Source organism: Cupriavidus sp. H19C3, assembly GCF_049393815.1.
Lineage (GTDB): Bacteria > Pseudomonadota > Gammaproteobacteria > Burkholderiales > Burkholderiaceae > Cupriavidus.
Map to the genome: position 1 here is coordinate 328,800 of NZ_CP184986.1, position 21,812 is coordinate 350,611.

At 62.5% G+C, this 21,812-nt stretch carries 23 protein-coding genes and 2 pseudogenes; 11 read left to right on the top strand and 14 right to left on the bottom strand.

Annotated features, from left to right (window positions below):
• Position 1: 1 nt before the first annotated feature.
• On the top strand, positions 2-238 hold the full coding sequence (locus DFLDMN_RS20985) for a hypothetical protein (RefSeq protein WP_423199804.1): 237 nt from the start codon (positions 2-4) through the stop codon (positions 236-238).
• An 85-nt stretch (positions 239-323) separates the two neighbouring features.
• Here the strand turns inward: DFLDMN_RS20985 and DFLDMN_RS20990 are convergent.
• Positions 324-494: pseudogene (locus DFLDMN_RS20990) on the bottom strand (integrase core domain-containing protein); the annotation flags it as partial.
• Between the two features lie 57 nt (positions 495-551).
• Between DFLDMN_RS20990 and DFLDMN_RS20995 the strand changes: the two are divergent.
• Complete coding sequence (locus tag DFLDMN_RS20995) at positions 552-1,820, top strand: IS256 family transposase (RefSeq protein ID WP_025647994.1); 1,269 nt, start codon at positions 552-554, stop codon at positions 1,818-1,820.
• Positions 1,821-1,836: 16 nt separating this feature from the next.
• Here the strand turns inward: DFLDMN_RS20995 and DFLDMN_RS21000 are convergent, their stop codons facing one another.
• The 3 genes and pseudogenes from DFLDMN_RS21000 to DFLDMN_RS21010 all read right to left on the bottom strand — a co-directional run bounded on the left by DFLDMN_RS21000 (position 1,837) and on the right by DFLDMN_RS21010 (position 2,821).
• On the bottom strand, positions 1,837-2,121 hold the full coding sequence (locus tag DFLDMN_RS21000) for an integrase core domain-containing protein (protein WP_423200525.1): 285 nt from the start codon (positions 2,119-2,121) through the stop codon (positions 1,837-1,839).
• Positions 2,043-2,528, bottom strand: a pseudogene (locus DFLDMN_RS21005) (IS3 family transposase); the annotation flags it as partial. The gene DFLDMN_RS21000 and the pseudogene DFLDMN_RS21005, both read right to left, overlap by 79 nt.
• 32 nt (positions 2,529-2,560) lie before the next feature.
• Complete coding sequence (locus DFLDMN_RS21010) at positions 2,561-2,821, bottom strand: transposase (protein ID WP_423199805.1); 261 nt, start codon at positions 2,819-2,821, stop codon at positions 2,561-2,563.
• A 377-nt stretch (positions 2,822-3,198) separates the two neighbouring features.
• On the opposite strand from DFLDMN_RS21010, the gene istA (DFLDMN_RS21015) reads away from it, so the two are divergent.
• From istA (DFLDMN_RS21015) to DFLDMN_RS21030, 4 genes are all read left to right on the top strand, one after another.
• Positions 3,199-4,224 carry an IS21-like element ISOcsp1 family transposase gene (istA, locus tag DFLDMN_RS21015; RefSeq protein WP_423195247.1) on the top strand — a complete coding sequence of 342 codons (1,026 nt, stop codon included), beginning with the start codon at positions 3,199-3,201 and terminating at the stop codon, positions 4,222-4,224.
• A complete protein-coding gene (istB, locus tag DFLDMN_RS21020; RefSeq protein WP_144817098.1) occupies positions 4,221-4,994 on the top strand; it encodes an IS21-like element ISOcsp1 family helper ATPase IstB in 774 nt (257 codons plus the stop codon). Before istA (DFLDMN_RS21015) ends, istB (DFLDMN_RS21020) begins: the two co-directional genes overlap by 4 nt.
• A 103-nt stretch (positions 4,995-5,097) precedes the next feature.
• Positions 5,098-6,213 carry a hypothetical protein gene (locus DFLDMN_RS21025; RefSeq protein WP_423199806.1) on the top strand — a complete coding sequence of 372 codons (1,116 nt, stop codon included), beginning with the start codon at positions 5,098-5,100 and terminating at the stop codon, positions 6,211-6,213.
• A 1-nt stretch (position 6,214) separates the two neighbouring features.
• Entirely contained in the window at positions 6,215-6,643 is a 429-nt protein-coding gene (locus DFLDMN_RS21030) for a hypothetical protein (RefSeq protein ID WP_423199807.1), read from the top strand.
• A 57-nt stretch (positions 6,644-6,700) separates the two neighbouring features.
• Here the strand turns inward: DFLDMN_RS21030 and DFLDMN_RS21035 are convergent, their stop codons facing one another.
• The 4 genes from DFLDMN_RS21035 to istA (DFLDMN_RS21050) form a co-directional block, all read right to left on the bottom strand.
• On the bottom strand, positions 6,701-6,949 hold the full coding sequence (locus DFLDMN_RS21035) for a hypothetical protein (protein ID WP_423199808.1): 249 nt from the start codon (positions 6,947-6,949) through the stop codon (positions 6,701-6,703).
• Positions 6,950-7,369: 420 nt separating this feature from the next.
• On the bottom strand, positions 7,370-7,609 hold the full coding sequence (locus DFLDMN_RS21040; RefSeq protein WP_423199809.1) for a hypothetical protein: 240 nt from the start codon (positions 7,607-7,609) through the stop codon (positions 7,370-7,372).
• A 161-nt stretch (positions 7,610-7,770) separates the two neighbouring features.
• Positions 7,771-8,550, bottom strand: a complete 780-nt coding sequence (gene istB, locus DFLDMN_RS21045; RefSeq protein WP_423196338.1) for an IS21-like element helper ATPase IstB — start codon at positions 8,548-8,550, stop codon at positions 7,771-7,773.
• A complete protein-coding gene (istA, locus tag DFLDMN_RS21050; RefSeq protein WP_423198292.1) occupies positions 8,547-9,560 on the bottom strand; it encodes an IS21 family transposase in 1,014 nt (337 codons plus the stop codon). Before istA (DFLDMN_RS21050) ends, istB (DFLDMN_RS21045) begins: the two co-directional genes overlap by 4 nt.
• A 200-nt stretch (positions 9,561-9,760) precedes the next feature.
• Here istA (DFLDMN_RS21050) and DFLDMN_RS21055 point away from each other — a divergent pair, with 200 nt between their 5' ends.
• Positions 9,761-9,997, top strand: a complete 237-nt coding sequence (locus DFLDMN_RS21055; RefSeq protein ID WP_423199810.1) for a hypothetical protein — start codon at positions 9,761-9,763, stop codon at positions 9,995-9,997.
• A 181-nt stretch (positions 9,998-10,178) separates the two neighbouring features.
• Positions 10,179-10,310 (top strand): hypothetical protein, encoded by a 132-nt coding sequence (locus DFLDMN_RS21060; RefSeq protein WP_423199811.1) that lies wholly within the window; start codon positions 10,179-10,181, stop codon positions 10,308-10,310.
• A gap of 90 nt (positions 10,311-10,400) precedes the next feature.
• On the opposite strand, the gene DFLDMN_RS21065 is transcribed toward DFLDMN_RS21060, so the two are convergent.
• The 5 genes from DFLDMN_RS21065 to DFLDMN_RS21085 all read right to left on the bottom strand — a co-directional run bounded on the left by DFLDMN_RS21065 (position 10,401) and on the right by DFLDMN_RS21085 (position 16,856).
• A complete protein-coding gene (locus DFLDMN_RS21065; RefSeq protein ID WP_423199812.1) occupies positions 10,401-11,009 on the bottom strand; it encodes a 2OG-Fe(II) oxygenase in 609 nt (202 codons plus the stop codon).
• Between the two features lie 20 nt (positions 11,010-11,029).
• A complete protein-coding gene (locus tag DFLDMN_RS21070) occupies positions 11,030-13,297 on the bottom strand; it encodes a YcaO-like family protein (RefSeq protein WP_423199813.1) in 2,268 nt (755 codons plus the stop codon).
• Between the two features lie 2 nt (positions 13,298-13,299).
• The gene (locus DFLDMN_RS21075; protein WP_423199814.1) at positions 13,300-14,196 is read right to left on the bottom strand and encodes a hypothetical protein; all 897 of its coding nucleotides are present in this window, start codon (positions 14,194-14,196) and stop codon (positions 13,300-13,302) included.
• A gap of 96 nt (positions 14,197-14,292) precedes the next feature.
• On the bottom strand, positions 14,293-16,545 hold the full coding sequence (locus tag DFLDMN_RS21080; protein WP_423199815.1) for a YcaO-like family protein: 2,253 nt from the start codon (positions 16,543-16,545) through the stop codon (positions 14,293-14,295).
• Between the two features lie 116 nt (positions 16,546-16,661).
• Positions 16,662-16,856, bottom strand: a complete 195-nt coding sequence (locus DFLDMN_RS21085) for a hypothetical protein (protein ID WP_423199816.1) — start codon at positions 16,854-16,856, stop codon at positions 16,662-16,664.
• A gap of 232 nt (positions 16,857-17,088) precedes the next feature.
• Here DFLDMN_RS21085 and DFLDMN_RS21090 point away from each other — a divergent pair, with 232 nt between their 5' ends.
• The 3 genes from DFLDMN_RS21090 to DFLDMN_RS21100 all read left to right on the top strand — a co-directional run bounded on the left by DFLDMN_RS21090 (position 17,089) and on the right by DFLDMN_RS21100 (position 20,328).
• The gene (locus tag DFLDMN_RS21090) at positions 17,089-18,699 is read left to right on the top strand and encodes an MFS transporter (protein WP_423199817.1); all 1,611 of its coding nucleotides are present in this window, start codon (positions 17,089-17,091) and stop codon (positions 18,697-18,699) included.
• Between the two features lie 37 nt (positions 18,700-18,736).
• The gene (locus tag DFLDMN_RS21095) at positions 18,737-19,198 is read left to right on the top strand and encodes a MarR family winged helix-turn-helix transcriptional regulator (RefSeq protein ID WP_423199818.1); all 462 of its coding nucleotides are present in this window, start codon (positions 18,737-18,739) and stop codon (positions 19,196-19,198) included.
• Positions 19,199-19,503: 305 nt separating this feature from the next.
• Entirely contained in the window at positions 19,504-20,328 is an 825-nt protein-coding gene (locus DFLDMN_RS21100; protein WP_423199819.1) for a hypothetical protein, read from the top strand.
• On the opposite strand, the gene DFLDMN_RS21105 is transcribed toward DFLDMN_RS21100, so the two are convergent.
• Positions 20,325-21,605: a cobyrinate a,c-diamide synthase gene (locus tag DFLDMN_RS21105; protein WP_423200526.1), complete on the bottom strand. Its 1,281-nt coding sequence runs from the start codon at positions 21,603-21,605 to the stop codon at positions 20,325-20,327. The genes DFLDMN_RS21100 and DFLDMN_RS21105 overlap by 4 nt on opposite strands.
• Positions 21,606-21,812: the final 207 nt, after the last annotated feature.

Here is a 21,812-nt window from a genome sequence, read left to right on the forward strand (position 1 = left end):
GATGAGCGAGATTATTTTTGATGGGGATGGTTTGATGGTCTCCAAGGATGGGGCCAAGTACTATGTCAAGTACGATGCCGGCGCCCATCAGGTCGCGATGCGCGAGGATGAGATATCTGAAAAAGAAGCTAGGCGGATAATGTCTGGGTCCGCTGAGGCGACTAAAGTTCTGTTTGAATTACAAAGAAGATTGGCTGTGGCAGGCATTGACCCATATTCTTCAAACGTCAAGGGGTAGGGCTACTCGCCTGGTGATCCTGATCCGGGGCGCGATGGTGGCCCCTTAGGCATGATGCATAAGGGGCCATGACCCGCCCCCGGTTTTAGTACGGCATGCGATTAGAGTCCGGGGTTAAAAACGCTGCCTTCCCCTGAGCGAATTGCGCAGGGGTTAGGTAGCCGAGCGAGCTATGAGGCCGCTCGGTGTTGTACTCATTGCGCCAATCTTCAATCAGCGTGTTGGCGTGACGCATCGAAACAAACCAGTGTTCGTGGGCCTGTCAGATTTTTAGTGTGCCGAGGCCATGAGACGATAACGGAAATAACGTCCTATGACCGATGCAACCGTGACCAAGAAGAGCAAGAACCCGAAGGCGCCGAAGCTGTTCCCCGATGAGCTGATCGATCAACTGCTTGCCCAGGTGCAGAGCAAGGATGCCGAGTCGATCCTGGGCGAATCGGGCTTGGCCGGCCAGCTCAAGAAGCAACTGGCCGAGCGCATGCTCGCGGCCGAGTTGAGCCACCATCTGGAAACCGAGGCCGAGCAAGGCAAGGCGGGCAACCACCGCAACGGCACAAGCCGCAAGACGGTCCTCACGCCCAACGGCGAACTGACGCTGGATATTCCACGCGATCGGCAGGCGACGTTCGAGCCGCAGTTGGTCGGCAAGTATCAACGCCGGCTGCCGGGCTTCGACGACCACGTCATCAGCATGTATGCGCGCGGCATGAGCGTGCGCGAGATTCAGGGCCATCTGCTGGAACTGTACGGGCTGCAGGTGTCGCCCGATCTGATTTCCACGGTCACCGACGAGGTGCTGGCCGACGTCGAGCAATGGCAGCAACGCCCGCTCGAGGCCATGTATCCGATCGTGTACTTTGACGCGCTGCGGCTGAAGATCCGCGACGAAGGCACGGTCAAGAACAAGGCGGTCTATCTGGCGTTGGGCATCCGCGCCGACGGCCGCAAGGAAGTGCTGGGTTTGTGGATCGAGCAAACGGAAGGCGCCAAGTTCTGGCTGAAGGTCTTCAACGAGTTGAAGAACCGCGGCTTGCACGACATCCTGATCGCGGTGGTCGATGGTTTGCGCGGCTTCCCCGAAGCGATCGAGGCGGTCTATCCGGCCGCCCAAATCCAGACCTGCATCGTGCATCTGATCCGCAATTCGCTGAATCTGGCGAGCTGGAAGGACCGCAAGTCGCTGGCTGCCGCGATCAAGCCGATCTATCAGGCCGCCACGGCCGAGGCGGCGGCAGCGGCGCTCGACGCCTTTGCGCAGAGCGAGTGGGGGCGCAAATTCCCTACCGTCGCGGCCATGTGGCAGCGCCAATGGGAACAGGTGATCCCCTTCTTCGCCTATCCGCCCGAGGTGCGTCGAATCGTATATACGACGAACGCCATCGAGAGCATGCACATGCAGTTGCGCAAGATCGTCAAGAACCGCGGCCACTTCCCGAGCGACGAAGCCGCCAGCAAACTGCTGTTTCTGGCCTTGCGCAACATCGAAAAGGATTGGAAGATGCCGCCTATCACCTGGCGGCAAGCAGTCAATCAGTTCGCCATTCTGTTCGGCGAGCGATTCACCGCCGCCATCAGCTGAGATCTTTTAACCGACCTCAGCACACGAAATTCCTGACACGTCCGTGTTCGTTCAGGCATTCGTCGCGGAACCGATCGTTGAAGCTCTCGATATAAGCATTCTCCACAGGCTTGCCCGGTCGAATGAACGAGAGCGTAACGCCTGCCTCGTAGGCCCACGCATCCAGCACCTTACCAGCGAACTCCGGACCGTTGTCCACCGTGATGGACGCCGGCAAGCCGCGCGCGCCTCCTTCAACCGCTCGAGAACCTGCATTACTCTCATGCCCGGCAATGAGGTGTCCACCTCGATCGCCAAGCACTCGCGCGTGTAATCATCCACCACGTTCAGGCAACGGAATCGCCGACCATGCGCCAGTCCATCCAAGACGAAGTCCATCGACCAGCTCTGATTCGGGCCGGTTGTGATCGGCAATCGCGTGCGTTCGACGGCAGCAATACGCTTGCGGCGACGCCTGCGCACGCTCAGTCCAGCCTTGCTATACAGGCGCCAGATGCGCTTGTGATTGGCCAGGCAGCCTTCCCGCTTCAACAGGACGTGAATCCGGCGATAGCCATACCGGCGCTTCTGCGCGGCAATAGCCGTCATCCGCTCGGTCAGCACCTCATCGTCGATTCGGCGACGCGATTCATAGTGAAACAGCGAACGCGAAATCCCTACCAGCCCGCAGGCGCGGGTGACACCCATAGCGCGTTCGATCACCAACATCCGGACCGCTTCGCGCCTGGCCTGCGGGCTGACTATTTTCGCGACAGCAAATCCTTCAGCGCCGCGTTGTCGAGCATCGAATCGGCCAGCAGGCGTTTGAGCTTGTTGTTCTCCTGCTCCAGCTCCTTCAGACGCTGCGCGTCGGAGACAGTCATACCGCCGAATTTTGCCTTCCAATTGTAGTAGGTGGCCTCCGAAATGCCGTGTTTGCGGCAAAGCTCCGCGGGCCTCAGGCCCGCTTCGGCTTCCTTCAGTACGCCGATAATCTGTTCTTCTGTGAATCGCTTCTTCATGACCGTTCCTCCTGGGAACGGACTCTACATCGTCACGGTACTAAACACGGGGAGCAGGTCAGCCACCATCGCTGTACTCACTCCCCTTGCGACTCCAAAAACGCACTTCGGGGCCTTCGACCCAAAAGACCTCCACTCGGTATCGTACGTCGCGCTGGAAACCCGCGCCCCATAAGGCGTGGCGGGCGATATGCGTCCGACTTCGACTCGGACCTGATGCGTTTGGCAATGCGCTGGGTCAGAGCCTCGCGAGCCAAAACTCGACCGGTGGCATGAACGCCGAAGTGTTGCGCGCAGAGTAAAACTGGGCCACTTCGCGCAAGGTAAATCTGAACCACTTTTCCGTACAGTCTGCCTTTTCCGCGCGAAGGCCGACGATGCTTTTGAAGGAACAGTGGATGCAGATCCATGTGCTCAAGGCCCAAGGGCTGTCGCTGCGCGAGATCGCGCGACGGCTGGGCGTCTCTCGTAATACCGTAACTCGCTACTTGGCTGCGGACGATGTCCCCCGTTACAAGCAGCGTGAGGCTCGCCCGACCAAGCTCGACCCGTTTCACGATTACATCCGCGAGCGCATGCAAGCTGCCTTTCCGGATTGGATCGCGGCGCCCGCGCTATTGCGCGAGCTAAGAGCGCGAGGCTATCAGGGACAGCTGCGCAGTCTCCAAGCCTTCATGCACGCGCATAAGCCTTTGCAAGCGGCTGATCCGATCGTGCGGTTCGAGACCGCGCCGGGTCATCAGATGCAATGCGACTTCGTCGTCTTTCGCCGTGGCGCTGACCCGCTTTACGCTTTTACCGCGACTCTGGGGTTCAGTCGCTGGCGCTGGGCCAGATTCACCACGAACGAGCGGGCGGAAACGCTGATGACCTGCCATCACGCACTGTTCGAGACGTTGGGCGGGGTTCCGCGGGAGATCCTGTACGACAACGCCAAGACTATCGTCGCGTCGCGCGATGCTTACGCAGAGGGCCATCACCGCTGGCATCCCGGCCTCCTGGACCTTGCCAAGCGTTATGGATTCATTCCCCGCCTCTGTCGTCCGTATCGTGCCCAAACCAAAGGCAAAGTCGAACGCTTCCATCGGTACCTGCGTGGCAACTTCTACGTGCCGTTGACCAGTTGGTTGAAGCAGTCGGGCCTGGTGCTGGACGTCGATACAGCTAACGCCGAAGTCGGCAAGTGGCTGCGCGACGTGGCGAACCAGCGTGTGCATCCGGTAACCGGATACGCGCCAGCGGAGTTGTTCACTCAGCGAGAGCGCGCGTTCTTGCGTGAGCTGCCAGCATTCTCCCAGCCCTCCCAGCTCACGAAGGTCACACAAGCTGCTCCGTCGCTGGACGCCACGCTGCAACACCCCCTGTCGGTCTATCAGCAACTTTTGACTGAGGTACGAGCGTGAACCTGCAACAGGAGCGAATTGATGCCCATTGCCAGACGCTCAAGCTCGAGGGCTTGATGCAGGCATACCGCGCAATGGCCAGTGACGCGGTGAACAAGGACTGGAGCTTCATGGACTATCTGGAGCACGTGCTGGAACATGAGCGTGATACCCGCCAAGTCCGCTCACGCCAGACGCTGGTTCGCATGGCCGGGTTCCCAGCGGTCAAGACGCTGGACGAGTACGACTACGGCTTTGCTGTGGGAGCGCCTCGGAAGTTGATCGACGAACTGGCGACGCTGCGGTTCATCGAACGCAGTCAGAACGCCGTGTTGCTTGGTCCCTCCGGCGTCGGCAAGACTCATCTGGCGATTGCCATCGGATACGCCGCCACACAAGCCGGGATCAAGACCAAGTTCATCACCGCCGCCGACCTCATGCTGCAACTCGAGGCCGCCAGGCGTCAGGAGCGATACGACGCCGTCCTGCGACACAACATCCTCGGCCCACGCCTGCTAATCGTTGACGAGATCGGCTACTTACCCCTGTCCGGCGACCAAGCCAGCCACTTCTTCCAGATCGTCGCCAAGCGATATGAACGCGGCTCCATGATCCTCACCAGCAATCTTCCCTTCACCCAATGGGATCAGACCTTCGGCGGCAATACCACGCTGACTGCGGCAATGTTGGACCGGATACTGCATCACGCGCACATCGTCCAAATCAAAGGAGATAGTTATCGGCTGAAACAGCAACGCAAGGCCGGCCACGTGCCCGCCACGAAGAACTAATCAACTGGTTCACATTTACTTTGCGCGCGGGCGCGCGAAGTGGCTCAGATTTGGGCTGCGCTTGACAGAAGAGCAGAGGGTTGCCCAGGCTCAGGGCAACGTGATGAGCTTCGGCAGCGTGTACGGCAATGCTGATGGGCCGAGTTACCTGAGCAGTACGCCCACGAGCGGGATGTTTGAGGGGCTGACCGTTGCGCAAGAGGCGCCAGTGCCAGTTCTGCTGGCCAGTAGCGGTGGCATCATGAGCGATGTCATGCCAAGCCCCGATGCGGAAGCTCTGCGGCGGGCAACGACTGAATATGACCCTGCGTACCCGCATGTCGGGCCACGGGAGGAGAACGGGCAGATGCCGCAAATCACCGTGGGCGCTAAGGCGCTTCCGGTGAATGGCTGCTTCGGTCAAAGCGTGGCCTATGACCAGTTTGGGCAGCCGCTGAATGGGCCGTCGAACTTCGATTGGGGCACGCAGTTCGGACAGATTTGGCGGTCCAACGACTCGCTGGGCACCAAGCTGGGCCGGACCTGGGACCTGGCGAACTACACGGTGCCGGACGCGCAGCAGCGCATCGCGCAGATGCAGCCGCAGTTGAGCGTGGGCGCGGCGACGCTGAATAATATGGTTGGCAGCCCGTTCGGCGCCATCGGTGCCGGTATCGCTCGGTTGGCGGGTGCATCGCCAGAGCGCATCTACGCGGCGTCGCAGACGGGTGCGGCTCTGGAGGGCATTGCCGGTGGTGTGGGCGGGTTCCAGATGCCAAAGGCTCCGCAGCCAGGACAAGCGGCGGCAGCGAGTAGAATTAGAACGCGTGGCAATCGGAGTCCTGTCAATGCATTAGATGTCGGCAAATATGGGGATCTTGCTCCTCGTAGCGTGGGGGATGGTCTCAGCCCAGACCATATTCCATCCTTTGCCGCAGTTAGGACGAAGGTTGAAGGGGAGCTTGGCCGCCCGTTGACGCCCACAGAGGCGACTCAGTTGCGAAACCGTACGAACACACTTGTTATCGGAACAGATGCTCACCAGGAGGTATCTCGCACCTATGGCGGTCGGAATACGCCAGCCCAGATCGTTAAAGATGCATCCGATCTAGGTGCTGCAGCTCGCCGAGATCAGGCAGTGATGGAGCCGCGTCTCCTCAAGGAGGGATATACGCAGCAACAAATCGATGAAGCCTTTGAGAGGCTACATCGCATGAATCGGGCAGACGGACTTTACTGAAATGGAAAACATTGAATCACTACTGGGCGTTCGATATGAAAATCTAGGACAGTTGCCTGTTTTTACCGGAGTAGATATTCCCCTCCGAGAGACAGTTGTTGATCAGAGTTACGTCAGCTTCCCCGATCTCGGCATCTCGCTTGTTCTTCCGGATAATGAGACAGTGGGCGCTGTCCAGTTGCATTCCAATGAGCATGAGGGCTTTGCGGGTTACGCCAGCCGGCTTCCTGGTCAACTGATGTTTGAAATGAATCGTAAGGATGCTCGGGTATGCTTGGGTGTTCCAGCGGAATCGGGTGAAGAGAGGGAAATCCTTCTACTTGGTAAGAAGCCTGCGTGGGACAGCTTCCGGCTCGGGAAAATTAAGATTCACGTCGAGTATTCGATTGGAGACGGCCCGATTCAGTTAGTTACGATTACAAGGGGCTAGGAGACCTGACCTTGCTCAATCTAGCGCCCGCCCTGTGCGGGCGCTGTCGTTTGTGGACTATGCGTCGGGCTGCATGATGCCGCTGACAGCATGCTCGCCCTGGAGGTCGAAGCGCACGAACTGCCGAGTGCCGTCCGGGAAGCGCTTCTCGACGGTCCCCTTGGGCGTGTCCGGCGTTGACACATAGATGGGGTTGCCCCGGGCGAGATGCTCGCGGGCGGCCGCGCCATCGTCGTTGAACATCTCGGCGAAGAGGGCTTCCAGCTCGTCGTCCGACAGCAGGTGAATCGGTTTGGGTGGCAGCATGGCGGGGGCAACAGAACAAAAACTAAACAGAAACAGAACTTGTTCTAAACATCAGCAGAACAGTCCGGGCCTGAGGGGTACTGAAAGGCAACTTAAAGGTAACAGTAATGGGACAGTTGTGGGACTGTCATGGGACATCGCCGGCCCTGTAAACCGGATGGGATACGCTCTTTAGCGGCGTTGGTGGGGTTGGCAAAGGCACTCAGCCCGGTCCGATTCCGCCGCAAATCCTGGTCCTAAGCTCCCTACACACCATACGCACATCGTTCGATGAGCCTGAAACCCGCGCCAGGCTTGGCTTTGCGGTTGATCGATGCGTTTCCGGTGGGCGATTGTGTAACACACGAGGCCCGGAAACCCGCATGAAATCAAGGATTCTGCGTATTACGAGCGGATTGGCTCTGGCGTGTGGAATCTATCTTAAAAAGAAAAATAGCTGCCCCAGACCCCGCGATGCGGGGTCTTTGCATAAGCCGCTAAAGAGAGGTGCGGCGTACAGTGCTGGGCCAGCACGGTATCGAGCAGATCGGACGCGAGCTTCTGCTTCGCACGTGGCAATCGGCTGATCTGCTCGACCTGCTGCTGCAGGCGCGAGACGGGCCCGGGCTTGTGGGGGAGGTTGGCGGCTTCGCCGATCAGTTCGGTGACGCTGACCTGCAACTCCTGGGCGAGAGCGAGAAGCGCAGCTACGGGTAGGCGCAGACGGCCGCCCTCGTAATGGGTGTCAACGCCGATCTAAATCTGACCCACTTTGGCTGAGATCGCCGAAGTAAATCTGACCCACCCAGGCCACTGGCCGCACCATAGTGCGACCCCGTTTATTAAGTCAGCGGGGCTCTCCTGGTCGTTTGACCCGCCTTGCGCTTGTCCTTGAGACGGAAGCTCTCGCCCATGATCTGAACGATGTGCGCATGATGCAGCAGGCGATCAAGCATGGCAGCGGTCAGGGTCTGATCGTCGGCGAACGCACCTGACCATTGCGTGAATGGCAGATTGCTCGTCAGGACCATCGATCCGCGCTCGTAGCGCTTTGCCACTACGTTGAAGAACAGATTGGCCTCATCACGCCCGAATGGCAGGTAACCGATCTCGTCGATCACCAACAGCTTTGGCCCCAGCACCGCTCGGTTGAAGTACTCTCGTAGCCGGCCCTGAGCCTTGGCTGCTGCCAACTGCATCATCAGATCGGCCGCGGAGATGAACCGTGCCTTGTGTCCCGCCATCACCGCGCGCTGACACAGGGCCAGTGCAATGTGTGTCTTGCCCACGCCACTGGGGCCTAAGAGCACGACGTTCTCCGCACGCTCGACAAACGTCAGATGGCCCAACTCCATAATTTGGGCTTTGGGTGCTCCCGCGGCCTGCGTCCAGTCGAACTGCTCCAGCGTCTTGATGGCGGGCATCGTTGCCAGCCGACTCAGCGTGGTGCGCTTGCGCTCCTCGCGTGCCTGCACTTCGCCGGTGAGCACGGCTTCAAGGAAGTCGGCGAAACTCTTCTCCTGCCGCGCTGCATCCTGCGCCAGCGCTGCCCAGTCACTGGCGAGACGTGCCAACTTGAGCTGGTCGCACAGCGCGACGATACGGTCATGTTGCAAGCTCATCGGGCCAACTCCAGCAATGCGTCGTACACCGCCAACGGGTGCTGCAAGCTCTCCACCGGCACGGCCACGCGCTGACGTTCTGGCGGAACGGCCTTGAGAGCTGGCGCCGCAAGCATGACCGCTCGTTCCTGCTCCAGCATCACGGCGGGCACCGCCTTGGTGGTGGCGTGGATGCGGGCGTTCGCGACTTCGTCGAGCCAGCGGCGGACGTGCACATTGGCCAGGTTCGCATCCAGACGAAGTCCGCTGGCTTCCACCGTTGCCGCCAGTGGTACCACGAAGCTGCCCTTGAGGTAAGCGTTGAAGCGCTCCACCTTGCCCTTGGTCTTGGCGCGATAAGGCCGACACAGCCTCGGCGTGAAGCCGCAGGCTTCGGCCAACTCTAGCAAGTCGCTGTTCCATCGGTGCAGGCCTTCGCCGTATGCATCGCGCTCAATGACCACTGCCTTGGTGTTGTCGAACAACACGTGCTCGGGCACGCCACCGAAGTAGTCGAAGGCTTCGCGCAAGCCTGTGCAGAGCGTGCCAGCATCCTCGCCGGACGCGGCGACGAACTTTACGAAGCTCGCTCGGCTGTAGCCCATCGTGGCAACGAACGCCAGCAGAGCGTCACGGCCACGGCGGACATAGGTGAAGTCGGCCTGCATCTGCTTGCCTGGCGCCGTCTCGAACCGGACCAAGGGTTCGGGCTCGCTCGTCTTGAATGGCGCTACCCATGCCTTGAGCTGGCTGATTCCGCCGGTATATCCGCGCTCGCGAATCTCACGCAGCAGCACGGTTGCCGGAATCCATCGGGGGCGAGCCTGCTCGATCCGCTCCTGCAGGTACCCCTTGTACTCGTCGAGCTTACAGGCACGGGGCTCACGTGGTCCATATCGTTGTGCCCCGTCGTCTCGAAGGTACCGGCGTACCGTGTTGCGAGAGCACTCCAATTGCTTGGCGATCGCTCTGACGCTCTCGCCCCTTCGGGCCAATACTCGTATCTCCACTGCTTGCTCCTGAGTCAGCATTGGCAGCCCTGAAAAAGCTGCCATCCTCGCTCAGGTGGGTCAGTTTTACTTCGGCGCTAGGGGGTCAGTTTTACATCGGCGCTAACAAATGGGCGAGCGTCTGCTGGGCAATGCCCGGCGGGCACAGCCGGTGGAGGGTGATGCCACAGCACAGGCCCATGAAGTGCTGTGGGAGGCACTGGCACTGGACGAGGAAGAGGATGACTAGACTGACCCCACCCTTCGTAGAATGCGGCATGGGCCGCTTGACTCCTCCCTCCTCGCAAAAGTACCTGCTGCCGCGTGCTGCCGATGCTGTTGGTCCGCAGAACGAGGCGGAGCATCGCCTGTATGAGCTCATCATGGAAGGGCTCAACAGCGGCGAAGGGACCGAGTACGCGCGTGTTGACGAGTTCGCTGCCGAGTTCCGCGCCCGCCTGCAAAGCCGCAAGCGCTAAGCCGTGGCGTTGCGCCTGAAGCTACGTCCCGCTGCGGCGGTGACGCCGATACGGCCCAGGACTGGTATGACGATGCCGCGCCAGGTCTTGGCGAGGCCTTTACCGACGAATTGCTGAGCGTGCTGACCTACCTGCTCGAAAGGCGCTGAGCTTCGTGCTCGATGCAGGCGAGACGAAATACGTGCGTAGCCCGCCGTCGCTGGGTCTGATGGTGGGACGTGTCGTGCTCGAACTCGAAACGCCCGAGAAAGCCAAGGAAGAGTTGTTTTCGCTGAGCTACACGGGCACGGCCATCAAGACCGCGGGCAAGTAAGTAACATCGGCCCGAAAAAGTATTGGCCCGCATCGACGAGACACGGGTCTTCAGCGCAATGTCATGCGGAAGACCTTATTCCTCTGAGGCCTAGCTCAGCGACTTCAGCATGGCCTCGTCCCATGCCTTGAACACCAGAACGCGACGGTCGCACGGGCAGATGCGCGAAACCGAGCGTCCCACGTGATTGGGATCACCACGGATGATCACTACCCGGCCTGGTCGGGGCATCACGCCGCCGCTTATCTCGCCGTGCTCGTCGAAGAACAGCGTCTCGCCCGCCCAGGTGTTCTCCCAGTGCGTATTGCAGTAGACGAGGAATGTCAGGTGGGCGGGCGCAACCTGACGGTTGAGCATGTCGTAGTGCGGGCTGCCTTCCGTGCCGAACGTATTTGCACTGACCATGCATTCGTACACACCCAGGTCACCGCCAGTCTTGTCGGCAATCTTCATCCATGCATCACGAATCACATCGAGCGGATCCTCGAGGGCGTCGAGCTGATCTTCCACGCGCCCCGTCAGCGATTCCTCGGTCACGGCCACCGGATAGTACCAGTGGATATCGAGCGAGTGTGTGTCGAAACGACTGGCGCGATTGAGGAAGTACATCGGTAGCCAGCTTGCCGCACCCGTCAATTTCTCCAGAAGCGGTCCGGTCAGCCAATCGTCGTGAACCGTAATGCCATTAGGCAAGTTCATGTCGGATCCTTTTTTATTGGTCAGGCAAAGGGATGAGGGAAGGCGGACGCCGGATGCGGTGCATCGACCATGCCACGTGGTTCCAGCCCGGCGCCAAAGGAAATTGGCAGCAGGCCCGGCGCAAAAGCGCGTGCCACCGCCAAGCTCTCGCCGCCGTCGCCAATGCCGCTCTGTGCCGGCGTGATATCCACATAGATCGGGATGATGCCCGCATCCAGGAACCTGTCGTGCAGCGCGTCGCTGCCGTGTACACCGTGTACATCGTGTCGCGCCGCGGTTGAGAAGCGCGTGCGCTTCACGGGGTTGGCGAGATTGTCCGCGCGCTTGTAGTAACGCGGATTGGCATAGAGTGCGAAATGATCGTCGGGAGTGATGACAGCCGTCGGGGACATATTGCCCGCGTTATAGCCATTGAGTAGCGAAAACACGCGCGATTCCAGTTCGACCAGCGCGGAATCCAATGCGCCCTCCAGCGTTAGTTTTGCTCCCGCACTGACGCACGTAACGCGACGTTCGGCATGACTGGCGGATAGGTACGCCACCTGGCCAAATCGGGACGGCAAGGTTTGCACCGAGACCGTAAAGCCGGTCGCGGAGATCGACGCCACGCGTCGGGCCAGCCATTGCGGAAGCGAGTTGAGCATCAGTTCTACGCCAGGCGCCTGCGCCAGCCAGTGCCGCATGAACCCATCGCGCTCGACCAGCTCGAGCAGGCCAGCCAGACGGGCGTCTGCCATGGTCGCGCCCGCCGCGCATCCCGAAGAATTGCTGCGCCAGTAGAACGCCTGCTGTCCAAGGGCGACGCGCAGCGAATTCTCGGAATAGACAAGGTCCGAAAGGATGTGCACCAGGCCGCCATCCGTCGCGCGCTCCCCCTTCGCCCACATCGAGGGCTGGGACGCATCGAAAGGCGTCAGCGGAAAGTCCTTGCGCCGATACTGTGCCGCGCTGAAGCGCGCAACGCTGCGCGGGTCCAGCGCCGTCGGTAGCGCGGCGTAAGGGGCTTCGACAAGTCCGCGCGGCTCACGGTAGCCCTGACGCTCGATGGCTTCCGCAATCGTCTTGCGATAGGCCAGCGCGGGATCGAAATCGCGGCCCCAGGTGGGGCTGTCGGGCACGCCATTCTTCAGCTGGGCGCGTCCGACGTAGTAAGGTAATACGTAGCCTTCGGACGGTGCATCTGCCCAGGCAAACTCCACCGGCGCCACGTTCCTCAGCGCGCGCTTCTGGCGCGGGGATGCCGCCGTCCCGAAGATAGCCGAACCGAGCACGAGTTCATCCGTGCCGCCGCACAGCGCGCGCACATAAGATTCGTAGTAGCTGCCAAACGCCACGAACCCCAGCCCGAGATCGGCTGCTGTCAAGGCGCCATTCTGCAGTGCCATGCCGGCCTCGGTGTACAGGTATTGCACCGATCGATTGCGATAGCGCAGCGCAGCCAGTCTGGCGTTCGCCAGCATGAAGATCATGCCCGCGGCGCTTTCCAGGCTCCACGGCTTGGCGACGGCGCGCGGCAGTAGTGAGATATCGGCGCCGACCTTTTCGTAACGGACCTGATAAGCGCCCGGATAACGCACGCGATAGATGCCGGGTGTCAGATCCTGTCCGCCAGTCCCGGTGCGATAGCGAACGGCAACGTAGATCTCGACCAGATGCATGGCGCCGGCCGAGGCGATCGTCCTGCGCGGCAGCAAGGTCGTGCCGCGCATGCGCGTATCGGACACGATGCCGGCCATCGACCAGAGCATCTTGTCCAGATCGCTCTGTTTCGCGGGCTTGCCGCCGAATAGATAACTCGACTCGCGGTTCTCGAACTGTGTGGACAACGCATGCTGACGGATATGACGCGTGACGGCGCCCGGCACTCGCGCTGGTTCCTGCGTGTCCGACGCGTGGAATCGTTCGCCGATGCGTACGGACATGTCATTCAGTGCGGCCTGCCCGAACGGGTTGTTGCCCCATGCGAAACGCATGGTGCCGAGCGCATAGCAACTGGCATCGACCAACGCGCCGCTGTTGAGCAGAAAGCCCATGAAGTCACTCAATCGCTGCTGCCTGACTTGATCGTCGATGGTCGAGAGCAGCTCGTTGAGGCTACGGGTCCCATCGCAAAGGTCGAACACTTCGCGCAACAGCGCCTGCGGTGCATCAATGTCGACATCGCCATCGGCAAGCCGGACGGTCAAATGGTCGCCGGTGATGAGCGCGGGACCGGCTAGCATCGGGCATACGCGGTCGGGATCGTCGACGCCAAGTTCTGCCAGTGTGGGCAGTCGTTCTTCCAGCATGCCTATTCCTTGAAGATGCTGTCGAGCACGACGGCATATCCGTCGGCGGGGAACATTGGGTTACTGTTGATTTCGAGCCAGCGGACATCTCCGGCGGAGCCGACGATGCCGTCGACCGCGTAGGCCGTGTTGCGTCGGAACTCTTCGGGAATGGTCTCGTAGAAGATCGGGCCGCAGCTGTTCAACTCATCCTCGAGAGCAGTGCCTCGAATGGCTTCCAACTGATTCGCGTTGCCGTCGATATCGCGATACAGGCTTGATCCATACAGATAATCGATCTGAATCGTTTCACCGGACGGAAGCACGTCGGACCAAGCGCGGCCCTGGAATGCCAGCAAGGTGGTAATCGCCTCGCGGCGTTCGGCGAAGCGTTGCGCGGCCCTGCCTTCCAGCGGATACGTCTGCGGGACCAGCGCTTCGATCGTGGCGACGCCGTCGCCCGTGATCTCGAGCATCGGACGTAGTTCCACACAGATCGGGCGCTCGTTCCAGTACCAGGCTTTCAGAACCGTGCCGGTGCGGAAACGTTCGTAGAACTCGCCGTCGGTGCGCAGCGCGTGATCGGGATTGGACGGGTCGATGGTACGGAAGGGTCCACGCTGGCCGCTGCCAAAACTGCCAACCGCCGGCTTGATGATGACATCGGTAGGGCCGTCCTCGGCGCGCAGCCAGAACTGCGGCGTCCGTTTTCCCGCGCGCTCGATATGCCGTTTGAACAGCAGCTTGTTGGTGGACATCGGCCAGCGGCGTGCGCGATACGGTAGCCAGCCGATAAAGCCGTTGACGTTGGGCGTCAATGCATGCGTATAGGCCAGCGACTGCTCGGTTTCGAAGAGGAATTGCGGATAAAGCCGGATCTGTCGCGCATTGGCGCTGACGCGGACTTCGAACGTGCGCATATCGAGATCGGCGGTGGCGTTGTTCTTTGCCAGCCACTCATTGATATGCATGAAGTGGTTCAACAGGCGACGATGATAGAACATGGCGTCGGAGCTTTAGGGAAAAGGATGCGGAAAACGTGCGTCGGGATGGATGTGATCGACCAGCCCATGCGGCTCCAGCCGCGAACCGAAGCTCAGCGGCACGAGCGTGGGGATAAACGCGCGGACGACCCTCAGCGGGGTTCGCCCCTGGTCGATGGCATTTTGGGAGGGCGTGATATCGACATAGAAGGGCGCAAGGCCCCGCGCGGCCATGCGGGAGGCGAGGGCCGTCAATGGCGTTGCTATTTGCGACGCCAGCGCGCTAAAGCTGGCGGGCTCGCCAGTCTGGGCCATCAGAAACGCTTCGGCATGCCGGTACCAGTTGCGCTGGGTATAAAGCACGAAATGGTGCGTCGGCGTGCGCACCGCATCCGGGGTGATGGGCTCGAACGTGGCGAGGCCGTTGAGCCAGACGAAGATCCGTGATTCCAGCTCGCAGATCGCCCGTTCCAGCGCCTCCTCGGGATGCGGGGCGGCCGCGGCGCCGAGTGTGGTGAATCCGGCCTCGTCGTGACTTGCAGTTGCCAGTATCACCGCGCCCCAAGGCGACGGCAGCCACTGAAGGCAAACGCGGCAGCCGGCATCTTCCATCAGCCGGACCCGGGCGCGCAGGTGGCCGGGAATACTGCCGGGCGCAACCACCGTGCCGGCACGCTGGGCGAGCCAATGACGCATGAAGGCGTCTCGCTCCACCAGTTCCAGCAAGGCACGCTCGATGCCGACGCTGAGCGAAGTAGCGGCCGCGCATCCGGACGTCGTGGACCACGTCAGCGGCGTGTTGCTTGCGTGTCCTGAAGCGACGAGTCCCGCATGGCTGTAGACGAGGTCTGCGGGCACGTGCACTGAATTGCCGCTGGCGACGTCGACGCCGCTGGCCCACCAGTATTCACGCGTGGGCGCGAAGGGTACGAACGGGAATTCGGGATCGGCATACTGGCCGGCGCTGTAGCCAGTCAGGGTGGATACGTCGCAGACGTTGCCCAGCGAAGTGGCCGTTGTCAATTGCAGCGTGGCGGGCGATTGCCATCCAAGGCGCTCGATGGTTTCGGCAAGGGCTTTGGTAGTCGCGCGTCGCGGATCGGCATCCACACCCCAGGCGTAGTCCCCGGCGGTATCGCGCTTCAGCCGCGCGCATGCGAGGTGTCCGGGCATGGCGTAGCGCAGCGCGTCGGTCGCCGGCCAGCTGAAGTCGAAAGCCGGGGAGGCACGCGCGAGACCGAGCTGTTCCTGCGTCGGCGCCGTGCCGAAAACCGCCGTGCCCAGAATCGTCTTCGCGTCGGGGTTGAAGGCGGCCTCGATGGTCGACTCGTGGTAGCACCCGAGCTGCGCCATGCCGAGGCCTAGCTCCGTGGCGGCTAACCCCGCATTCTGAAAGGCCGCGCCAGCCTCGGAGAACAGATATTGGACCGAACGGTTCCGGTATTTTGTCGCCGCGAGCGGCACGTCGCCGGTCAGAATGAGGGCGCCAGTGGCATACCGCGTCTGCCACGGCTGCGCGAACATGCGCGGCAGTAGGTCATGGCGATCGCCGAGCTTGTCCAGGGCGACGCGGCGCGGGCCGGGATAACGCACGCGATATAGCCCGGGCGCGTAGCGTCCGACCTGATGCTGCAAGACCAGCCACGCTTCGATCGTGTAAAGCGCGCCCGCCGAGGCGACGGTCCGGCGCGGCACCTGGGCGCCAATGCGCGGATGCGTCAGCTCGACAATGCCGCAGAGCGACCATAGCCACGCGCTCAATTGGCGCACGGTGACTGGCCGACGCTCGTCGAACGTGTAGCTGGAGATCCGGGCATTCAGTGCCCGCATCCAGGGCGCGTCCTCCACCACCTCGTCGTCCTCCGACGGCACAAGCGCTCCGGCTGCCGCGAAGCGGCGCGAGATGGCATCAATGACCGCCTGCGGCGCGGATTCCCCGAATGGCGCCAGTTGGCGGCCAAAGTGCAGCGCCTGTGCGGTCAGCAGGTTGCCGTCGACGATCGCTTCCGATTCGGTCAGGAACGCGAGAAATTCCGCAAACTTGTCGCGATCGATCGTCTCCGGGAGTTCCGCGAGCACCTGGGCGGTCGGCCGCGTGCCGTCGCACAGGGCGACGAGCGCCTGCAGGTAGGCCGGGGGTGCCTGCACTGAAAGCGTGCCCGAAGGCAATCTGATCTCAAGCGTCTCGTTGTCGACGATGGTCGGCCCGGCCAAGGCCGGGCAATACCACGGGGCTTCATTGCTACTGACCGACGCCAGTGTGGGGGAACGGTTGCTCAATGCCATCTATCGGTATTTCCCGGTGGCGGTCCGGAACGACACCACAACAGGAATCTGGTCGACTAAAAAGACAAATCCCTCGTTTCGCCAGAAACGAGGGATTTGGACAAAGACAACACGCTTCAGGAACCGCAGCCGCTGTCGCCACCGCCGCCGGAGCCCAGTGGCAGGCCCACCTTGTGAGGCAGACGCATCTTGCGCGTGGCGGACCACGTTACGTCGTCTTTGCGAACGCTGTCCTTGGGTACCTTTACCGCGGAACTGCGCTGGGTTGCCTGCGAGCCTTCCACGACGTGTAGTACAACGGATTTTTTCATCAAATTCTCCAGATGGACGAAGAAAGCCTACGCGGTCAATAGACCGGGCTTCCAAGTGAATATATCCAGCGCTGGCAGGACAAGTTTAGGAAGCACACAATCGAAACACCGACGATTCGCCGGGGCATGTTGTTTCGGTCCGTTACTATGCGGTCTCGTAGCAATCACCGCTGCAAAACCCCGATCTTCGTCCTATAATCATTGACATTACAACTATTGATCGGGCAACAAAATGGCTTCCGAGTCACGCGAAGGGCAGAGCGCTGCACCCGTACGGGCGGGGCAGGTGCTGCCGTTCCGCGAATCCCTGCTGGCGATGCTGGGCGTCGGGTTTGTCGTCATGCTGGTGGCGCTGGACCAGACCGTGGTGGGTACCGCGCTGCCGACCGTGGTGGCGGAACTGCAGGGGTTCGAGTATTACGCCTGGGTGGCGACTGCCTATCTGCTGACGTCGGTGATCACCGTGCCGATTTTCGGTCGGTTGGGCGATTACTATGGGCGCAAGCCATTCGTGCTGGCGTCGATCATCGTCTTCGTCGCCGCGTCGGCGTTGTGCGGCATGGCGACCAGCATGCCGTTCCTGGTGATAGCACGCGCGTTGCAGGGCATTGGCGGCGGCATGCTCGTCGGTACCGCATTCGCCTGTATCCCCGATCTGTTTCCCGATTCGCACGTGCGCCTGCGCTGGCAGGTCATCCTGAGTACCGCGTTCGGCCTGGCCAACGCGGTGGGGCCTTCGCTCGGCGGTTTTCTCACCGAGTGGTATGGCTGGCGCGCCGTGTTCTATGTGAACCTGCCGGTCGGCTTGCTGGGCCTCGTGTTCGTATGGCGCTACCTGCCCCATCTGCGTCAGCACCAGCATGCCGGCTCCACACGCGTGGACTGGATTGGCGCGCTGCTCATCGCCATCGGCCTGGGCACGTTGCAGTTGTCGGTGGAGTGGTTGCCCGAACGTGGCGTGGACCTGGTGACAATCGGACTGCTGGTGCTCTCGATCTTGACCTTTGTCGCGCTATGGCGCTGGTCGCTGCGGTCGCCCAACCCGATCCTCCCGCTTGACATGTTCCGCAATCCGGGCCTGGCCCCGTTGTTCCTGCTGGCGGTGCTGGCGGGCTTTACGATGTTCTCGATCCTGCTGTACGCGCCGCTGCTGTTTCAGGGAGGCTTCGGTTATTCGCCGAAGGAAGCGGGCATTCTGGTCACGCCGCTGGTGGTTTGCATTACGGTCGGCAGTATCCTGAACGGCCGTATCATCACCCGTATTCCGTTGCCGAATAGCATGCTGTACGCGGGTTTTGCCCTGCTTGCGATCGCGTGCCTGGGCCTGACACAGGCTACACGCAGCATGCACCATAACCTGTTGCTGGCGATCATGCTGTTTGGCGGTCTCGGCCTGGGCTTTATCATGCCGAACCTGACGGTGTTTGCGCAGCAGACCGCGGGCCGCTCGCATCTCGGTATTGCCACCGCGATGTTGCAGTCGCTGCGTATGGTCGGTGGCATGATCGGTACTGCGCTGGTGGGCACGCTGGTGACACGCAGCTATACGGGCGGCGTGGAACAGGCGCTGACCTCGGCGGGTGCCACGCAATGGGTCGCGCGCATGTCGGACCCGCAGATCCTGATCGACAAGGCCGCGCAAGGGGTATTGCTGACTCAACTGCACGAGGCAGGGCACAATGGTGTCCAACTGCTCGAGCAGGCGCGGCTTTCGCTGGTCGGTGCGATCCACCTGGGCCTGGCGATGGCCGCCGTGGTGGCCCTGATCGGGATCTGGCGTGCGCGCCGGGTGCCGCCCGTCAAGCTCGTGCGTGTGCAAGAGCCGGCGATGGCCACCGAGTGACAAGCCGTCCGGACCGGACGGCCGACTGGAGAATGGAGTGGAACTGGAGCGACAAAGCCTGGCCGTACTGCAGCAATTCGGACGCACTTACCGTGCGTGGGCCGCGGCTTTCGAGGCGCGCATCGGTCTTCCCATGCCGCGCTGGCGCATCCTGTACGCGTTGTACGGCAACGATGGCGCGATTGCGCAGAAGCCGCTGGCCGACCGGGTCGGCATGGACCCGGGCGCGCTGACGCGCCAGCTCAAGGCCTTGCAGGAACTGGGCTGGGTCGAGCGCGCCACCAGCGAGCGCGACAACCGCATGACCAACGTCACGCTGTCACCGCTCGGCCGCGAGGTGGTGGAAGAAGCGCTGCCGCGTCGCGCGGCGTTTCTTGAAGACGTGCTGGCCAATGTGTCCGAGACCACCATGCACAACCTGTCGAAGGGGCTCGGCGAACTCGAGGCCGGCATCGCCGAGGCCGTGGCGCGAACCCAGGCAGAGCAGAACGCTGCCTGAATCGCGGCGCCAGAGGGTAGTGTCCGGACCTTGCGCCACACCGCCACACCGCCACACCGCCACACCGCCGTACGGCAGCGATCTCGCCACACCGCCACACCGCCGCACCGCCACGGCGTTGTAACGCTACAGCGCCCTGGTACCTGGGCGCCTCGGTGCCCGGGCCATCCGGGGCCGCGCGATGTGCCCCCATTTCCGCGCTCCTTGTCTAAAGGCACGGCGGCGGTGCCAGGCAGGCGCCCGCCGCGCCCCTGACATGTCCGCGCTGCGGTACCGTTCTCCGGTTTCTGTTTGTTGAGCCGATCATGAGCGAGTCCGCGTCCCCTGAAGGTCGATGTATCGAACGCCTCGAAGCCGAGGCATGGCTGGATATGTACGCCGCCGCGCCGGCGGCGTACGTGCAGCGACATGGCGTGCATCATCGGCGGGAGGGGGCGATCGCGCTGCTCGCCTGCCGTGGGCTGCCGTCGACGGAGTTCAATCGCGCGCTCAATATCAGCGCGGACATGACAACTCCCGTCCCGGCGCTCGACGCGGCGGTGGCCTGGCTCAGCGAACACGGCGAGGCATGGGCTGTGCAATGTCCGCCGGCGACCCTGGCAGACCCGGCCCTGCGCGATTGGCTCGCGGACCGGCAGTTGCGTCCCACCGGCACCGGCTGGGCCAAGTTCACGCGGGGCGCGGCGCCACCCGTAGCGGTCGCCACCGACATGACGGTGCGCGCGGTCGAGGCGGGGCAAGCCGATGCATTCGGGCGCGTGGTGCAGGCCGGCTACGGCTTGCCCGCGCACTGCGCGACGTGGTTTGCCGCGCTCGTGCAACGTCCGCGCTGGCGCACCTATCTCGCCTGCGAAGGCAGTATCCCGGTCGCGGCGGCGGCGTTGTTCCAGGATGGGGATCGAGGCTGGCTTGGCGTCGATACCACGCTGCCTGGATACCGGCGACGCGGCGCGCAATCGGCGCTGATTGCCGCGCGCATCGCCGACGGTCTCGCGGCGGGCATCACGGCGTTCGGCGCGGAAACCGGCAATCCGCCCGCCGAGACGGCAACCGGATATTCGTCTTATCGCAATTTCTGTCGCGCGGGTTTTCGCCTCGCGTACGTCCGCTCCAACTTTCGTCCCGCCTAGGCGCTGAACAGCGCGGCCACCGCGGCGGGGTTGGACGGAAAGTAGAGGTGCACATATGACGCGGTGAGTGCGCCCACGCGATAGACGGCCTCGCCGGGTTTGCCGTCGCGCGGAGACGTCGCGCGCGTGGCGGGCAGGAGCGTGGTCTCCGTCTGCGAGTAGTGGAAGGTATGGCCGCGCACGGTGGCGTTGTCGAGCCACGGGATCGATACCGCCTGGTGCCCCAGTGCGGCCAGGCGGCGTTGCATGCGAACCGTGCCGGGCAATACGCCGGCCATCGGGTGCGCCTCGCCGTTCTTGTCGACCAGCGTCTCGAACAGTGCCATCATGCCGCCACATTCGGCCAGCATCGGCAACCCGCTGGCGCGGGCACGGCGCAACGCCTCCTTCATCGATGCATTGGCGGCCAGCGCGGCCGCATGGAGTTCGGGATAGCCGCCCGGCAGCCACACCGCGTCGCACGGCGGCAGGTCCGCGTCGCGCAGCGGCGAGAACAATGCCACGCGCGCGCCCAGCGCTTCCAGCGTGTCGACATTGGCCGGATAGATAAAGCGGAACGCATCGTCGCAGGCCACGGCGATGGTCTTGCCGGCCAGCGTTTGCGGTAACGGCGGAGGCGGCGACATGTCCTCGAACCGGACGGACGGTGGCAACTGCGCGGCCGGCAAGGGTTCGAGCAGATCGGCCAGTCGATCCAGGCGCGCCATCAGGTCCGGCAGTTCATTGGCGCTGTAGAGGCCGAGGTGACGCTCGGGCAGCGCCACCGATGCATCGCGCGCGAGTGCTCCGGCCCATTCGATATTGCCACGCAGACTCGCTCGCAGCATGTCGGCATGGCGCGGCGAGCCCACGCTGTTGGCAAGCACGCGCATGGATGCAAAGGGCTCGCCATAGTTGGCCAGCCCATAGGCCAACGCGCCAAACGTCTGCGCCATGGCGCCGGCCTGGATCACCGTCAGCACCGGCAGGCCAAAGCGGCGCGCGATATCGGCGCTGCTGGGGTCGCCGTCGTACAGGCCCATTACGCCTTCCACCAGGATCACGTCCGCGCTGCGCGCCGCCTGTGCAAGCCGCAGGCGGGCGTCGTCGATACCGGTCATCCACAGGTCGAGCGAATGCACCGGTGCACCGCTGGCCGCGGCCAGCCAGGTGGGATCGAGAAAATCGGGGCCGGACTTGAAAACGCGCACGGCGCGGCCTTGCCGGGCATGCAGTCGCGCCAGCGCGGCGGTAATGGTGGTCTTGCCCTGGCCGGATGCCGACGCGGCGATCATCATCGCGGGTACGCCGCGCACCGCGGCAGAGCCATCGTGTTGAGCGCTGGCGGGGACGCTGGCAGTGGCGCTGGCAGTGGCGCTGCCGGGGGCATTGAGATGGTGGGCGGGCATGTCGATAAGCACGGAGCATGGCGGCGCCACCATGCGGGCGCCTGATTATAGCGATTCGGCAATCAGGACGAGGGCGGCTGCGGCCTGCGCAGGCGG

Excerpts from the sequence above, each read along its gene's own strand:
- DFLDMN_RS20985 (WP_423199804.1), top strand. The coding sequence starts at position 2 with ATGAGCGAGATTATTTTTGATGGGGATGGTTTGATGGTCTCCAAGGAT.
- DFLDMN_RS20995 (WP_025647994.1), top strand. The coding sequence starts at position 552 with ATGACCGATGCAACCGTGACCAAGAAGAGCAAGAACCCGAAGGCGCCG.
- DFLDMN_RS21010 (WP_423199805.1), bottom strand. The coding sequence starts at position 2,821 with ATGAAGAAGCGATTCACAGAAGAACAGATTATCGGCGTACTGAAGGAA.
- istA (WP_423195247.1), top strand. The coding sequence starts at position 3,199 with ATGCTTTTGAAGGAACAGTGGATGCAGATCCATGTGCTCAAGGCCCAA.
- DFLDMN_RS21025 (WP_423199806.1), top strand. The coding sequence starts at position 5,098 with ATGAGCTTCGGCAGCGTGTACGGCAATGCTGATGGGCCGAGTTACCTG.
- DFLDMN_RS21030 (WP_423199807.1), top strand. The coding sequence starts at position 6,215 with ATGGAAAACATTGAATCACTACTGGGCGTTCGATATGAAAATCTAGGA.
- DFLDMN_RS21035 (WP_423199808.1), bottom strand. The coding sequence starts at position 6,949 with ATGCTGCCACCCAAACCGATTCACCTGCTGTCGGACGACGAGCTGGAA.
- istB (WP_423196338.1), bottom strand. The coding sequence starts at position 8,550 with ATGAGCTTGCAACATGACCGTATCGTCGCGCTGTGCGACCAGCTCAAG.
- istA (WP_423198292.1), bottom strand. The coding sequence starts at position 9,560 with ATGCTGACTCAGGAGCAAGCAGTGGAGATACGAGTATTGGCCCGAAGG.
- DFLDMN_RS21055 (WP_423199810.1), top strand. The coding sequence starts at position 9,761 with ATGACTAGACTGACCCCACCCTTCGTAGAATGCGGCATGGGCCGCTTG.
- DFLDMN_RS21065 (WP_423199812.1), bottom strand. The coding sequence starts at position 11,009 with ATGAACTTGCCTAATGGCATTACGGTTCACGACGATTGGCTGACCGGA.
- DFLDMN_RS21070 (WP_423199813.1), bottom strand. The coding sequence starts at position 13,297 with ATGCTGGAAGAACGACTGCCCACACTGGCAGAACTTGGCGTCGACGAT.
- DFLDMN_RS21075 (WP_423199814.1), bottom strand. The coding sequence starts at position 14,196 with ATGCGCACGTTCGAAGTCCGCGTCAGCGCCAATGCGCGACAGATCCGG.
- DFLDMN_RS21080 (WP_423199815.1), bottom strand. The coding sequence starts at position 16,545 with ATGGCATTGAGCAACCGTTCCCCCACACTGGCGTCGGTCAGTAGCAAT.
- DFLDMN_RS21085 (WP_423199816.1), bottom strand. The coding sequence starts at position 16,856 with ATGAAAAAATCCGTTGTACTACACGTCGTGGAAGGCTCGCAGGCAACC.
- DFLDMN_RS21090 (WP_423199817.1), top strand. The coding sequence starts at position 17,089 with ATGGCTTCCGAGTCACGCGAAGGGCAGAGCGCTGCACCCGTACGGGCG.
- DFLDMN_RS21100 (WP_423199819.1), top strand. The coding sequence starts at position 19,504 with ATGAGCGAGTCCGCGTCCCCTGAAGGTCGATGTATCGAACGCCTCGAA.
- DFLDMN_RS21105 (WP_423200526.1), bottom strand. The coding sequence starts at position 21,605 with ATGATGATCGCCGCGTCGGCATCCGGCCAGGGCAAGACCACCATTACC.